Raw genomic sequence first — 13,994 nt, 5'->3', positions numbered from 1 at the left:
CCGAACACAGCAGTTAAGCCCTAGAACGCCGGAAGTAGTTGGGGGTTGCCCCCTGTGAGATATGGTAGTCGCTTAGCTAGAATCCGCAATAGCTCAGTTGGTAGTAGCGCATGACTGTTAATCATGATGTCGTAGGTTCGAGTCCTACTTGCGGAGTTTCTAAAAAGGATTGGTTTTTCAATCCTTTTTTCTTTTTTCTGATTTTAGTCCATCTAGCTTTCTAAGATGGCAGGCAAATAGACTAGTCCTAGATTGCTACTTATAATTTACTAAGCTTAACTGAAGATAGCCTCTTAGGTTCTAGGCAATAAAAGACCAGCCTATTGGAAATTTACCTCCAATAGGCTGGTCTGTGTCTGCTGCGAATATCTTTTAGGCTTCTTCTTGGAAAAAGGCCTTGTAGAGCGCCTTAATAGCGGCTTTTTCTTGTTCTGAATTGATAACAAACATGATGGAAACTTCACTAGAACCCTGGGACATCATCTGGATATTGATATGATTGTCTGATAGGGCCTTGGTGGCGGTCGCTGTAAGACCGATGTGGCTCTTCATTTTTTCTCCGACAATCATGATGATGGAAAGGTCATGCTCGATTTCAGCATGGTCTACCTGGATTTTTTGTCTGAGTTGACGGAGGATTTCCTCTTCTTTAATCGGAGTTAGTTCACGCTTGCGTAGGATGATGGAAAGGTCGTCAATTCCTGTTGGCATGTGCTCCCAGCGGATGTTTAAATCTTCGAGAATCTGGAGGACCTTACGTCCAAACCCAACCTCTCTATTCATCAGGTACTTGGACATGTTGATGCTGACAAAATTGGAGTCACCGGCAATACCTACGACGGGAATTTCCTTTTGGCTGTGCTCTAAAACAATTTTTGTTCCAGGATGCTGGGGATTGTTGGTGTTTTTAATAACCAGGGGAATCTTACCTCGGTAGGCTGGAATCAGAGCTTCATCGTGAAGTACTGAAAAGCCAGCATAGGCCAATTCCCGCATTTCCCGGTAGGTTAATTCTGGAATGGAGCGAGGATTTTTGATAATTCCTGGGTGGGCTGCAAAGATACCGTCTACATCGGTGAAATTCTCGTAGAGGTCTGCCTTGACGCCGGCAGCAATAATTGAGCCGGTGATGTCGGAGCCACCCCGAGAAAAGGTACAGATTTGGTTTTCTTGTGTGACTCCAAAGAAACCTGGAATAACTAAGACCTCGTCTGTTTCATTTAGTTCTTCAATCTTATCGTAACTGGAGGGAAGAATGCGAGCATTCCCTGGTTCATCAGAGACAATCAGGCCGGCTTCTTTGGGATGGACATAGCGGGCCTCGAGGCCATTTTGGTTAAAGTAGGCTGCGATTAGTTTGGCATTGTTGTCTTCTCCAGCTGCGAGAAAGCTATCGTAGAGGAAGGGGTTATTGTCAATGGGGAGTTTGGCCAAATCCAGGATGCTTTGCTTGATTTTATCAAGGACAGTTGGTTTGAGCTTTAGCTCCTCAACCATGGAAGCATAACGATTGATGATGCGCTTTTGGGCATTGCTGACATCCTTGTCCTCTGTGTACTTGCGGTAGTAGCGAATCAGTAAGTCGGTAACCTTGGTATCTTCGGCGTCTCTCTTGCCTGGAGCTGAGACAACTACAAAACGTCTTTCAGGATCGTCTTGGACAATTTTTAATACTTTTTCTAATTGGCTGGCAGACGCCAAGGAACTTCCGCCGAATTTAACAACTTTCATGTCTTCTCCTATTCTTGCAATAGCTCCTTAGATTATAGCAAAAAAGCGGGACTTTGTCAGTCTTTTCTGGTTAATAATTGCTTGCTCTTTTTATTTTTTAACTAAATGGACGAGAGCTAGCATTTTTACTTGGACAAAGTATAAAATTATGCTAAAATGTAGATAGTTTGACTCTTTGATATTCAAACTATTTTATTATCAAAGGATTTGTTTGGAAGTTATCATCCAACGAATTTTAAAAGAGGAATGGAGAACGATATGAACTTTAATGGTATTCTATATAGCGTTAATGATGGTGTGGCCAGACTGACTCTCAATCGCCCTGAGGTCTCTAATGGTTTTAATATTCCCATGTGTCAAGAAATTTTAGCGGCCCTTGACTTGGCTGCTAAAGACGAGAATGTTGCCATTGTCCTGATTGATGCTAATGGGAAGGTTTTTTCTGTCGGAGGGGATTTGGCGGAAATGCAACGTGCTGTAGATGCCGACGATATTCAATCCTTGGTTGAAATTGCTGAATTGGTGAATAAAATTTCCTTCTCTATGAAACGCTTGCCTAAGCCGGTGATTATGTGTGTAGATGGGCCGGTAGCTGGCGCTGCTGCCAATATGGCTGTGGCGGCGGATTTTTGTATCGCTTCAGAAAAGGCTCGCTTTATCCAGGCTTTTGTGGGTGTTGGTTTGGCACCTGATGCGGGCGGACTCTATCTCTTGGCCAGGGCTATTGGGGTGACTAGGGCCAGTCATTTGGTGTTGACTGGTGAGGCCCTGACAGCAGACAAGGCTATGGAATATGGCTTGCTGTACCGGCTTTGTCCCAGTGAAAAACTGGAGAAAACCTGTGAGCAGTTGATTAAGAAGCTAAAACGGGGCTCAGCTAACTCTTATCGGGCAATAAAAGAGATGATTTGGAAGAGCTTATTTACAGGCTGGGATGACTATGCTCAACTAGAGTTAGAATTGCAAAAATCCTTGGCCTTTACAGAGGACTTTAAGGAAGGGGTCCGGGCCTATTCGGAAAAGAGACGGCCTAAGTTTTCAGGTAAGTAGGAAGCTAGCGGTGCTGTGACTTTTTTGTGAAAAAAACTTGCAATTTGCTTTCATATTTGATATACTTTGAAAGTCAAATGTTTTGATGATTGAACTTATTTTTTTAAAGGGGGGTAGATTTTTTGAATTACCAATTAGTGAATGATTACTTGACATCCATTTTTAATAATGTATTGGTTATTGAAGAATCTAGTCTGCGAAGTAGCCGCTTCAATGATGTCTCCATTAAAGAAATGCATACGATTGATGTCATTGGTGAGACGCCTAATGCTACTCCAAGTGATGTTTCAAGAGAGTTGATGGTGACTTTGGGAACTGTGACGACTAGCTTGAACAACTTGGAAAGAAAGGGCTATATCGAGCGGAGCCGTTCCTCAGTTGACCGTCGTGTGGTGCATCTGAACTTGACAAAAAATGGTCGTCTTTTGTACCGGTTGCATCGGCGCTTCCACCATGCCATGGTTGATAAAATCATTGCTGGAATGAGCCCGGATGAAATCAAGGTCATGAAAAAGGGACTGAAAAATCTTTATAAATTTTTAGAGGACTTGAAATAATGAATTATGCAAAGATTAGTCAGGTTGCTCACTACGCTCCCCAGCAAAGGGTTACCAATGATGATTTGGCCCAGTTGATGGAAACGAGTGACGAGTGGATTTCAAGTCGGACAGGAATTAAGAATCGTCATATTTCTCAGACTGAATCGACCAGCGATTTAGCGAGTCGGGTTGCCGAGTCCCTGTTGATTAAGGCAAATCTAAGCGCTGACCAAATCGACTTTATCATTGTGGCTACGGTGACACCGGATTCGATGATGCCTTCAACGGCTGCGGCTGTTCAGGCCAAAATTGGGGCCAAGAAGGCCTTTGCCTTTGATTTGACTGCGGCTTGCAGTGGCTTTATTTTCGCCCTTTCAACGGGAGAAAAGTTGATTGCTTCTGGCCGTTACCAGAAGGGCTTAATCATTGGTAGTGAGACCTTATCCAAGGTTGTTGACTGGTCCGATCGTAGAACGGCTGTTCTCTTTGGTGATGGGGCCGGGGGGGTCTTGCTAGAAGCAAGTTCAACCCAGCATTTCTTAGCTGAGGAGCAAGGAACAGATGGTAGTCGTGGTCAATATTTGATGTCGGGTGTGACGGGCTTATCTTCACCTTTTTCGGAGAAGGAAGAGGACCAGAAGTGCCTAACCATGGACGGGCGGACAATCTTTGATTTTGCCATCCGCGATGTGGCCAAATCAATCAAAGAGACGATTGCCAAGAGCCCGGTCGAGGTTGAGGATTTGGATTTTCTCCTGCTTCATCAGGCCAATGTGCGGATTTTGGATAAGATGGCCAAGAAGATTGGTGTCGAAAGAGAAAAACTTCCTGCGAATATGATGGAGTACGGCAATACCAGTGCCGCAAGTATTCCAATCTTACTCTCGGAGTGTGTTGAGCGAAACCTTATCAGGCTGGACGGAAGTCAGAAAATTTTATTATCTGGTTTCGGTGGTGGTTTGACATGGGGGACACTTATTGTTACAATTTAGTTAATCGATGTGACTAGTCACATTATTAAAAATTTTTATTTTAAAAGGAGTCTATCATGGCAGTATTTGAAAAAGTACAAGAAATTATCGTTGAGGAACTTGGTAAAGAACCTTCAGAAGTGACACTTGAATCAACTTTTGATGATCTTGAAGCAGATTCATTGGACTTGTTCCAAGTTATCTCAGAAATCGAAGATGAATTTGATATTCAAATCGAAACTGAAGAAGGATTGAACACTGTAGGTGACTTGGTTGCCTATGTTGAAGAAAAAACAAAATAAACAGGCTTATGGGGCTGAGAAAGAACTTCTCGCCCTCTTTTGAAATAGGCTGACTGGTCGGGGTGGGAGAAGCGACTTGTTTTACAAGATTTTTCCACTCCCTCTTGTTTAGGTAATAGTTTGACTGTCAAACTATAGGGGATAAGTCCATGCTTGTAATAATAGCTTGTTAATCATATTATTACTTAAGCAAGAAGTATTGAGCTTGGGCTTCTTAAGAAAATAAAGACTAGTAGAATTTATTTCCCAAGGTCCTCGTATCTTATGAAATTAAGGATGCTCTAGAAGGCTTTTAAGCGAGTGAAAATGGCTCTAGAATGGTCGATTTTCTCTTGCTCTGCCTTTCTTAAGGAGCTTATTAAAGGAAGGTAATATGCAAACACGTATCACAGAACTATTAAATATTGATTATCCAATTTTCCAAGGGGGAATGGCCTGGGTTGCTGATGGTGACCTGGCTGGTGCCGTATCCAAGGCTGGTGGTCTGGGAATTATCGGTGGCGGAAATGCTCCCAAGGAGGTAGTCAAGGCCAATATTGATAAGATTAAGGCTCTGACAGATAGACCTTTTGGTGTCAATATTATGCTTCTTTCTCCTTTTGCCGAAGATATTGTTGATTTGGTGATTGAAGAAGGGGTCAAGGTGGTGACGACTGGTGCTGGAAATCCTAGTAAATATATGTCTCGTTTCCATGAGGCGGGGATTACAGTCATTCCGGTTGTTCCAAGTGTGGCCCTGGCTAAACGGATGGAAAAAATCGGTGCGGACGCTGTCATCGCAGAAGGAATGGAAGCAGGTGGTCATATCGGTAAACTGACGACCATGTCTTTGGTACGTCAGGTTGTAGAAGCGGTCAATATTCCAGTTATTGCGGCAGGAGGGATTGCTGATGGTCATGGTGCTGCTGCTGGCTTTATGCTGGGTGCAGAGGCTGTGCAGGTCGGAACTCGCTTTGTTGTAGCCAAGGAGTCCAATGCCCACCAAAACTATAAGGATATGATTTTGAAGGCTAGGGATATCGATACGACTATCTCTGCTCAACATTTTGGTCATGCTGTTCGGGCCTTGCGAAATAAATTGACAAGAGACTTTGAAAAGGCTGAAAAAGAGGCCTTCAAACAGGCTGAGCCAGACTTGAGCGTTTTTGAAAATCTAGGAGCTGGGGCTTTGGCGAATGCCGTTGTCCGCGGTGATGTTGAAAACGGATCAGTTATGTCTGGTCAGATTGCTGGTTTGATTTCTAAGGAAGAAACTTGTGAGGAAATCCTCAAGGACATTTACTATGGAGCCGCAGAGGTTATCCAAAAGGAAGCAAGCCGTTGGGCAGGAGTAAAGAGACATGACTAAGACAGCCTTTTTATTTGCTGGGCAAGGGGCTCAATATCTAGGTATGGTGCGGGATCTCTATGACCAGTATGAACTGGTCAGGGAAACCTTTCAAGAAGCCAGTCAAATCTTGGGCTATGATGTTCGCTCCTTGATCGATGAGGACGAGGACAAGCTCAATCAGACCCGCTATACCCAACCAGCTATTTTGACGACCTCAATCGCTATTTACCGTTTGTTGGACCAGGCAGGTATCAAGCCCGATATAGTGGCGGGGCTTTCTCTGGGAGAGTATTCAGCCCTGGTAGCGGCAGGTGCCCTTGATTTTAAAGCTGCTCTTGCCTTGGTGGCTAAACGTGGAGCCTATATGGAAGAGGCGGCGCCAGCTGGGTCAGGTAAGATGGTTGCTGTTTTGAATGCAGATGTGGCCCTGATTGAGGAGATTTGTCAAGCTTCCTCTAGCTACGGGGTGGTTACACCAGCCAATTATAATACTCCCAGCCAGATTGTGATTGGGGGAGAGGCGCCAGCTGTTGATCGGGCAGTGGCGGCTCTTAAAGAAGCAGGTGTCAAGCGTCTGATTCCCCTCAAGGTATCAGGTCCTTTCCATACAGCTCTTTTAAAACCAGCTAGTCAAAAATTAGCTATTGCTCTGGCTGAAGTTGAATTTTCTGATTTTGAGATTCCCTTGGTAGGCAATACCGAGGCTAAAATCATGAAAAAAGAGGAAATTAAAAATCTCTTAACTCGTCAGGTTATGGAACCCGTTCGTTTTTATGAGAGTATTGCCCTGATGCAGGAGGCTAGAGTAGAGCGCTTTATCGAGATTGGTCCGGGTAGCGTCTTGACAGGATTTTTAAAGAAACTTGCTAAGACAGCTAGTCTGAACCAGGTCGATAGTGTAGAGAGCTTGACAGCCCTTTTGGAAAAATGAGGAAAATTCATGGAACTTAAGAATAAAAATGTTTTTATTACAGGCTCTACTAGAGGGATTGGCCTAGCAATTGCTCATAAGTTTGCTAGTTGTGGGGCCAATATTGTCCTGAATGGTCGGGGTTCGATTTCTGAGGACTTGCTAGCTACATTTTCTTCTTATGGAGTTAAGGTAGTGGCGATTTCAGGAGATGTTTCAGATAGCCAAGATGCCAAGCGGATGGTCCAAGAGGCGGTTACTAGTCTAGGTTCGGTAGATATTCTGGTTAATAATGCTGGAATTACTCGAGACAAGCTCATGCTCAAGCTGACAGAAGCTGACTTTGAGCAGGTCTTGAAAATCAATTTGACCGGAGCCTTTAATATGACTCAGGCGGTCTTAAAACCGATGACCAAGGCGCGGGCTGGAGCGATTATTAATCTATCCAGTGTGGTCGGCTTGACCGGAAATATTGGCCAGGCCAACTATGCGGCTTCCAAGGCCGGCTTGATTGGTTTTTCAAAATCAGTTGCGCGTGAAGTGGCGGCTCGAAATGTCCGGGTCAATGTGATTGCCCCAGGCTTTATCGAGTCGGATATGACGGAAGGCCTACCTGAAAAAATCAAGGAAGCCTCCCTGGCTCAAATCCCGATGAAGCGCTTTGGTAACACCCAAGAAGTAGCGGATGTTGCCCTCTTTTTAGCAAGTCAAGAATATCTAACTGGTCAAGTCATTGCCATTGACGGTGGCCTTACTATGCAGTAATCATTAAAGGAGTTCAGTATGAAATTAAATCGAGTTGTTGTGACAGGATATGGTCTCACTTCACCTATCGGAAACACCCCAGAGGAGTTTTGGCAGAGCTTGGTTGAAGGTAAAATTGGGATTGGTCCCATCAGCAAGTTTGATGCTAGTGAATACAGTGTTCACAATGCGGCAGAAATCAATGATTTTCCTTTTGATAAATACTTTATTAAAAAAGATACCAATCGTTTTGATAACTACTCGCTTTATGCCCTCTATGCTTCCTTAGAAGCTGTGGAACATGCTAAATTGGACTTGGATAGTCTGGACAAGGACCGTCTGGGAGTCATCGTTGCTTCTGGTATCGGGGGAATCAAGGAAATTGAGGACCAGATCGTGCGCTTGCATGACAAGGGGCCAAAACGGGTCAAACCGATGACTCTTCCTAAGGCCCTGCCAAATATGGCGGCTGGAAATGTTGCTATGCGTCTAGGAGCTAATGGTGTATGTAAGTCTATCAATACAGCCTGTGCTTCTTCAAATGATGCAATCGGTGATGCCTTCCGTTCGATTAAATATGGTTTCCAAGACATCATGTTGGTAGGGGGAGCAGAGGCTTCTATCACTCCATTTGCCATCGCTGGTTTCCAAGCTCTTACAGCTCTTTCAACGACAGAAGATCCTGCCCGTTCTTCGATTCCTTTCGATAAGGACCGCAATGGCTTTATCATGGGTGAAGGTGCAGGGATGTTGGTCTTGGAAAGTCTGGAACATGCTGAAAAACGTGGGGCGACAATCTTGGCTGAGATTGTCGGCTATGGAAATACCTGTGATGCCTACCACATGACCTCTCCTCATCCAGAAGGCCTGGGTGCCATCAAGGCCATGAAATTGGCCCTGGAAGAGGCAGAAATTGAGCCGAGTCAAGTGGCTTATGTCAATGCTCATGGAACTTCCACCCCAGCCAATGAAAAGGGAGAAAGCGCCTCTATTGTTACCGTTCTAGGTAAGGATGTGCCGGTTTCTTCAACCAAGTCCTTTACAGGACACTTGCTGGGAGCGGCGGGTGCAGTTGAAGCGATTGCTTCTATCGAGGCTATGCGTCATAGCTATGTACCGATGACTGCTGGAACTAGCGAACTATCTGATTATATCGAGGCCAATGTCATTTATGGTCAAGGTAAGGAGCAAGAAATTCCTTATGCTATTTCCAATACCTTTGGTTTTGGTGGCCACAATGCCGTTGTTGCCTTTAAACGTTGGGAGGACTAGATGAATATCCATGAAATTAAAGATTTGATGGCCCAGTTTGACCAATCAAGTCTCCGAGAATTTTCCTATAAAAATCAAAGCGATGAATTAAGCTTTAGTAAAAATGAGGCTGCTCCTTCGCTTGCTAGTCATCCTGTTGCAGCTGCCAGTCCAGCACCTGCTCCAGTGGCAGCAGAAACAGCTTTGGCTTCTGGCCCACTTGCAGCACCTAGCCCAGCTCCTGTTGAAGAGATGGCAGCGCCAGCGCCAACCCAGGCTGCTGAGGGTGAAATTGTGGAAAGTCCTTTGGTCGGTGTAGCCTATCTAGCGGCTGGACCAGACAAGCCAGCCTTTGTCCAAGTAGGCGATCAGGTCAAGAAGGGCCAAACCCTGATGATCATTGAAGCCATGAAGGTAATGAATGAGGTCCCTGCCCCTAAAGATGGTTTGGTGACCGAAATTCTAGTTGAAAACGAAGAAATGGTCGAGTTTGGGAAAGGTCTGGTAAGAATTAAATGATTGATATTACTGCGATAAAAGAAGCCCTGCCCCACCGCTATCCTATGCTTTTGGTGGACCGCGTTTTAGAATTAAAGGACGACGAAATCGTAGCCCTAAAAAATGTAACGGTCAATGAACCCTTCTTTAATGGGCACTTTCCGGAATATCCTGTGATGCCTGGTGTCTTGATTATGGAGGCTCTAGCGCAGACAGCAGGGGTCCTGGAATTGTCCAAGGAAGAAAACAAGGGCAAACTCGTCTTTTATGCGGGAATGGACAAGGTTAAGTTTAAAAAGCAGGTTGTTCCTGGAGACCAGTTGATAATGACAGCGAAATTTATCAAACGTCGGGGAACGATTGCTGTGGTAGAAGCCAAGGCAGAAGTGGATGGTAAGCTTGCTGCAAGTGGAACCCTCACCTTTGCCCTTGGTCAATAGAAAGAGGAACTTTCACCATGTTTCGTAAAATTTTAATTGCCAACCGTGGGGAAATTGCGGTCCGGATTATTCGAGCAGCTAGAGAGCTCGGTATTGCAACCGTGGCAGTCTATTCGACTGCAGATAAGGAAGCCCTCCATACTCTCCTGGCTGATGAGGCCATCTGTATCGGGCCAGCCAAGTCAACCGACTCTTATCTCAATATGAATGCGGTCTTGTCTGCGGCAGTCTTGACAGAGGCTGAAGCCATCCACCCTGGTTTTGGTTTCTTAAGTGAAAATTCCAAGTTTGCCACCATGTGTGAAGAAGTAGGAATTAAGTTTATTGGCCCGTCTGGTGCGGTAATGGACCTGATGGGGGATAAAATCAACGCCAGAGCGCAGATGATTAAGGCGCAAGTACCGGTTATCCCAGGCTCTGACGGGGAAGTTCATACATCGGAAGAAGCCCTAGAGGTGGCCCAAAAGATTGGCTATCCTGTCATGCTTAAGGCCTCTGCTGGTGGTGGTGGTAAGGGAATCCGTAAGGTTGAGCGGGCAGAGGATCTAAAAGCAGCCTTTGAGTCTGCCTCTAGCGAGGCCAAGGCGGCCTTTGGTAATGGTGCCATGTATATGGAAAGGGTTATTTACCCTGCCCGCCATATTGAAGTCCAAATTTTAGCGGACCAGTATGGTCAGGTCATCCACCTAGGCGAAAGGGACTGCTCTCTTCAAAGAAACAATCAAAAGGTTTTAGAGGAGAGCCCATCGGTAGCGATTGGAAAAACACTCCGCCAGGAAATCGGCGAAGCCGCTGTTCGGGCCGCCGAGTCTGTGTCCTATGAAAATGCCGGGACCATCGAGTTCCTACTGGATGAAGCCAAGGGGGAGTTCTACTTTATGGAAATGAACACCCGGGTCCAGGTAGAACATCCGGTTACAGAATTTGTTACTGGAGTGGATATTGTCAAGGAGCAAATTAAGATTGCTGCGGGTGAAAAATTATCCCTCCAACAAGCGGATGTCAGCATCTCAGGCCATGCTATTGAATGTCGAATCAATGCTGAAAATCCAGCCTTTAATTTCGCCCCTAGCCCAGGAAAAATTTCCAATCTTTACCTACCTAGTGGAGGAGTCGGTCTGCGGGTGGACTCAGCCGTCTACCCTGGCTATACCATTCCCCCTTACTATGATAGTATGATTGCCAAGATTATCGTTCATGGAGAAAATCGCTTTGATGCTCTGATGAAGATGCAACGGGCCCTCTATGAATTGGAAATTGATGGCTTAGTGACCAATAGTGGCTTCCAATTAGATCTGATTTCTGACGCCAACGTGATTGCGGGAGATTACGATACCGCCTTTTTGATGGAAAAATTTCTTCCTGCCTACCAGGAAAAGATGCAAGAAAAAGAAGGCTAGGCCTTCTAGCTGATAAAGGAGTAAGTATAAGTAATGGCTTTGTTTTCAAAAAAGGATAAATATATCCGTATCAATCCAAATGGGTCGAGTCGGGAGAAGCCTCAAGCAAAGCCTGAGGTGCCAGACGAGCTATTTGCCAAATGTCCAGCTTGTAAGCATACAATTTATCAAAAGGATTTGGGCTCCAACCAAACCTGCCCCTATTGTAGTTATAATTTTCGGATTTCAGCCCAGGATCGCCTAGCAATTACTATTGATGAGGGAACCTTTGAGGAGCTCTTCACTGGTCATGAAACGACAGACCCGCTAGCCTTTCCTAAGTACAAGGAAAAGCTGGCCCAGGTTCGGGAAAAGACTGGCTTAGATGAGGCAGTAATGACTGGTCTGGCTCAAATTGCCGGCCATAAGACAGCTCTGGGGATTATGGACTCCAACTTTATCATGGCCTCTATGGGAGGGGTTGTCGGTGAGAAAATTACCCAACTCTTTGAGTATGCGACGGAGAAAAAGCTACCAGTGGTGCTCTTTACAGCCTCTGGAGGGGCCCGGATGCAGGAGGGAATCATCAGTCTGATGCAGATGGCTAAGATTTCGGCTGCTGTCCAACGCCATTCCAAGGCGGGCCTCTTTTATCTGACTATTTTGACAGACCCAACTACCGGTGGTGTGACAGCCTCCTTTGCCATGGAAGGGGATATTATCCTAGCTGAACCTCAAACTCTAATCGGTTTTGCGGGTCGGCGGGTGATTGAGTCTACCGTTCGTGAAACCCTGCCAGATGATTTCCAAAAGGCAGAATTTCTGCTGGAACATGGCTTTGTTGATGCCATTGTTAAACGGGCAGACTTGCGAGCTAAGATTGCCAAACTCTTGGAATTTCATGGAGGTGGACAATGAGTAAGATTACCAGAATTATCAAGGAAGCGCGGGATCAAACCCGCTTGACCGCCCTAGACTTTGCTAGAGAAATTTTTGATGATTTTATCGAGCTCCATGGAGATCGGTCCTTTCGGGATGATGGTGCAGTTATTGGCGGTATCGGTAAGCTCAATGGTCAAGCGGTAACTGTCGTCGGGATTCAAAAAGGAAAAAACCTCCAGGACAATCTGCGGCGCAACTTTGGTCAGCCCCATCCAGAAGGCTACCGTAAGGCCCTGCGCCTGATGAAACAGGCGGAAAAGTTCGGCCGTCCAGTCGTGACCTTTATCAATACAGCAGGGGCCTACCCGGGTCTCGGTGCTGAAGAGCGGGGACAGGGAGAAGCTATTGCCAGAAATCTTTTGGAAATGAGCGATCTCAAGGTTCCGATTATCGCCCTTATCATCGGTGAAGGGGGCTCTGGTGGGGCCCTGGCCTTGGCTGTGGCCGATAAGGTTTGGATGCTGGAAAATTCAATCTATGCCGTTCTTAGTCCGGAAGGTTTTGCCTCTATTCTCTGGAAAGACGGTAGCCGCGCCATGGAAGCCGCAGAATTGATGAAAATCACGTCGCACGAGCTTTTGGAAATGGGTGTGGTAGACAAGGTCTTGTCAGAAGCAGGACTCAGCAAGCACGACTTGCTAGCTTCGATTAAGCAGGAGCTGGTTTCTGAGTTGGCTAGCCTATCGCAGTTGCCACTAGATCAACTTCTCGAAAACCGTTACCAACGTTTTCGTAAATATTGATAAGCATTCAAGGGAGCTTTCTTGCTGGCGCAACAGTAAGGAGCTTCCCTTTTTATAAACTTTAAGAAGGAGTAGGACTTTTGAGTCGACTAGTTGAAATTAAGGCTCCGATTTTTTAGAGATGCCTCTGCTAGCAAGTTTTTCCTAAAGTTAGCCTTGTTTGGCCCTCAATATAGGAGTTATATATGATTAGAAAACAACCCCCTTTAGTTTTTGCTGGATTGATTTTAGGTCTCTTTGGCCTAGCCAATCTTCTGGCTAGCCATCATATTTTACTGTATCATGTCTTTAGTGGTCTGGGGCTTTTATGCTGGCTTTGGCTAAGCTTCTTTTTGCTCAGCCATTTGCCAAACCTATTTAGGGACTTGCAGGAGGCCCCCTTGGCCTCTAGTTTTGCGACCTACCCCATGTCCAGCATGCTTTTGGCTGCCTACCTCTCTTCTTTTGCTGGCCCTTGGTTAGGCTTGGCTAAAATTTTATGGTTTTTGGCTTTTTTAGTTCACCTTCTTTTAATTCTTTATTTTACCCGAAAATTCTATCCCTATTTAAGGCAGGGAAAGATTAGCCCGAGTTGGACCGTCCTTTATGTGGGAATAGCCATGGCTGCCCTGACAGGTCAGGTGGTACAAGTGCCCTTCCTGGCCTGGTTTGGTTTTGTATTTGGTCTAGTCCTGAGCCTGCTGCTCTATCCCTTTATCTTTCAGCTCCTGGCTCGTGGGACCCTGCCAAGTGGCTTGAGACCCCAGTTGGCTATCTTTTGTGCTCCTTTTTCTCTCCTTTTAGCGGCCTATATCAAGCTAGCTGCTGCTGATTTTAACCAGCCCTTCCTGCTTATCCTCTTTCTCTTGGCCCAGTCCTTCTATCTTTTTGCCCTCTTTTTTGTCAGAAAAATTATTCGCGAGCCCTTTCTTCCTAGCTTTTCCGCCCTGACCTTCCCTTTGGTAATCTCGGCTCTATCCTATAAATTGAGCCTGCCCTTGCTGGGTTTGACCCAGCCCTTCTTTCTGGCTTTAGGCCTTGTGGAGGAGGGACTTGCCCTTTTGGTCCTCATATATGTATTAAAATCTTATTTGGTCTATTTTGGGCAGACAGATGAAGGCTTGATAAAAAATGACGAGACTTGAAAAAAGTCTCTTTTTTTGATTGCTTTTAGCGAATAGTTAG

15 protein-coding genes and 1 tRNA gene are annotated in these 13,994 nt (G+C 45.5%); 15 read left to right on the top strand and 1 reads right to left on the bottom strand.

The genetic code is table 11. The features are described 5' to 3' along the window. Positions 1-82: 82 nt before the first annotated feature. Positions 83-156 (top strand) — tRNA-Asn (locus C4K46_RS06705). 216 nt (positions 157-372) lie between these two features. Here C4K46_RS06705 and C4K46_RS06700 read toward each other — a convergent pair. Continuing rightward, positions 373-1,731, bottom strand: a complete 1,359-nt coding sequence (locus C4K46_RS06700; RefSeq protein WP_209628121.1) for an aspartate kinase — start codon at positions 1,729-1,731, stop codon at positions 373-375. Between the two features lie 258 nt (positions 1,732-1,989). Between C4K46_RS06700 and fabM the strand changes: the two genes are divergently transcribed. The 14 genes from fabM (at position 1,990) to C4K46_RS06630 (ending at position 13,954) form a co-directional block, all read left to right on the top strand. Next, on the top strand, positions 1,990-2,781 hold the full coding sequence (gene fabM / locus C4K46_RS06695) for a trans-2-decenoyl-ACP isomerase (RefSeq protein ID WP_209628120.1): 792 nt from the start codon (positions 1,990-1,992) through the stop codon (positions 2,779-2,781). Positions 2,782-2,903: 122 nt separating this feature from the next. After that, entirely contained in the window at positions 2,904-3,338 is a 435-nt protein-coding gene (gene fabT / locus C4K46_RS06690) for a fatty acid biosynthesis transcriptional regulator FabT (protein WP_209628119.1), read from the top strand. Next, positions 3,338-4,312, top strand: coding sequence for a beta-ketoacyl-ACP synthase III (locus C4K46_RS06685; protein ID WP_209628118.1), 975 nt, complete (start codon positions 3,338-3,340; stop codon positions 4,310-4,312). The genes fabT and C4K46_RS06685 overlap by 1 nt, the downstream gene beginning before the upstream one ends. A gap of 56 nt (positions 4,313-4,368) precedes the next feature. Next, a complete protein-coding gene (locus C4K46_RS06680) occupies positions 4,369-4,593 on the top strand; it encodes an acyl carrier protein (RefSeq protein ID WP_209628117.1) in 225 nt (74 codons plus the stop codon). 373 nt (positions 4,594-4,966) lie between these two features. After that, on the top strand, positions 4,967-5,941 hold the full coding sequence (gene fabK / locus C4K46_RS06675) for an enoyl-[acyl-carrier-protein] reductase FabK (RefSeq protein ID WP_209628116.1): 975 nt from the start codon (positions 4,967-4,969) through the stop codon (positions 5,939-5,941). After that, positions 5,934-6,854, top strand: a complete 921-nt coding sequence (gene fabD, locus C4K46_RS06670) for an ACP S-malonyltransferase (protein WP_209628115.1) — start codon at positions 5,934-5,936, stop codon at positions 6,852-6,854. The genes fabK and fabD overlap by 8 nt, the downstream gene beginning before the upstream one ends. A 9-nt stretch (positions 6,855-6,863) precedes the next feature. Further along, positions 6,864-7,598: a 3-oxoacyl-[acyl-carrier-protein] reductase gene (gene fabG, locus C4K46_RS06665; RefSeq protein WP_209628114.1), complete on the top strand. Its 735-nt coding sequence runs from the start codon at positions 6,864-6,866 to the stop codon at positions 7,596-7,598. Positions 7,599-7,616: 18 nt separating this feature from the next. After that, a complete protein-coding gene (gene fabF / locus C4K46_RS06660) occupies positions 7,617-8,849 on the top strand; it encodes a beta-ketoacyl-ACP synthase II (RefSeq protein ID WP_209628113.1) in 1,233 nt (410 codons plus the stop codon). Further along, complete coding sequence (gene accB, locus C4K46_RS06655) at positions 8,850-9,347, top strand: acetyl-CoA carboxylase biotin carboxyl carrier protein (RefSeq protein WP_209628112.1); 498 nt, start codon at positions 8,850-8,852, stop codon at positions 9,345-9,347. Then, on the top strand, positions 9,344-9,766 hold the full coding sequence (fabZ, locus tag C4K46_RS06650) for a 3-hydroxyacyl-ACP dehydratase FabZ (protein WP_209628111.1): 423 nt from the start codon (positions 9,344-9,346) through the stop codon (positions 9,764-9,766). Before accB ends, fabZ begins: the two co-directional genes overlap by 4 nt. A gap of 17 nt (positions 9,767-9,783) precedes the next feature. Continuing rightward, complete coding sequence (gene accC, locus C4K46_RS06645; protein ID WP_209628110.1) at positions 9,784-11,166, top strand: acetyl-CoA carboxylase biotin carboxylase subunit; 1,383 nt, start codon at positions 9,784-9,786, stop codon at positions 11,164-11,166. Positions 11,167-11,199: 33 nt separating this feature from the next. Next, the gene (gene accD / locus C4K46_RS06640) at positions 11,200-12,063 is read left to right on the top strand and encodes an acetyl-CoA carboxylase, carboxyltransferase subunit beta (RefSeq protein ID WP_209628109.1); all 864 of its coding nucleotides are present in this window, start codon (positions 11,200-11,202) and stop codon (positions 12,061-12,063) included. Then, complete coding sequence (locus C4K46_RS06635) at positions 12,060-12,830, top strand: acetyl-CoA carboxylase carboxyl transferase subunit alpha (protein ID WP_209628108.1); 771 nt, start codon at positions 12,060-12,062, stop codon at positions 12,828-12,830. Before accD ends, C4K46_RS06635 begins: the two co-directional genes overlap by 4 nt. A gap of 185 nt (positions 12,831-13,015) precedes the next feature. Further along, complete coding sequence (locus C4K46_RS06630) at positions 13,016-13,954, top strand: TDT family transporter (RefSeq protein ID WP_209628107.1); 939 nt, start codon at positions 13,016-13,018, stop codon at positions 13,952-13,954. The last annotated feature ends 40 nt before the right edge of the window (positions 13,955-13,994 follow it).

The sequence above is a fragment of the Streptococcus oricebi genome (genome assembly GCF_017883985.1).
Classification (GTDB): domain Bacteria; phylum Bacillota; class Bacilli; order Lactobacillales; family Streptococcaceae; genus Streptococcus; species Streptococcus oricebi.
The sequence above is the reverse complement of the archived record's forward strand: the minus strand, read 5'-3'. Positions and strand labels throughout refer to the sequence as shown.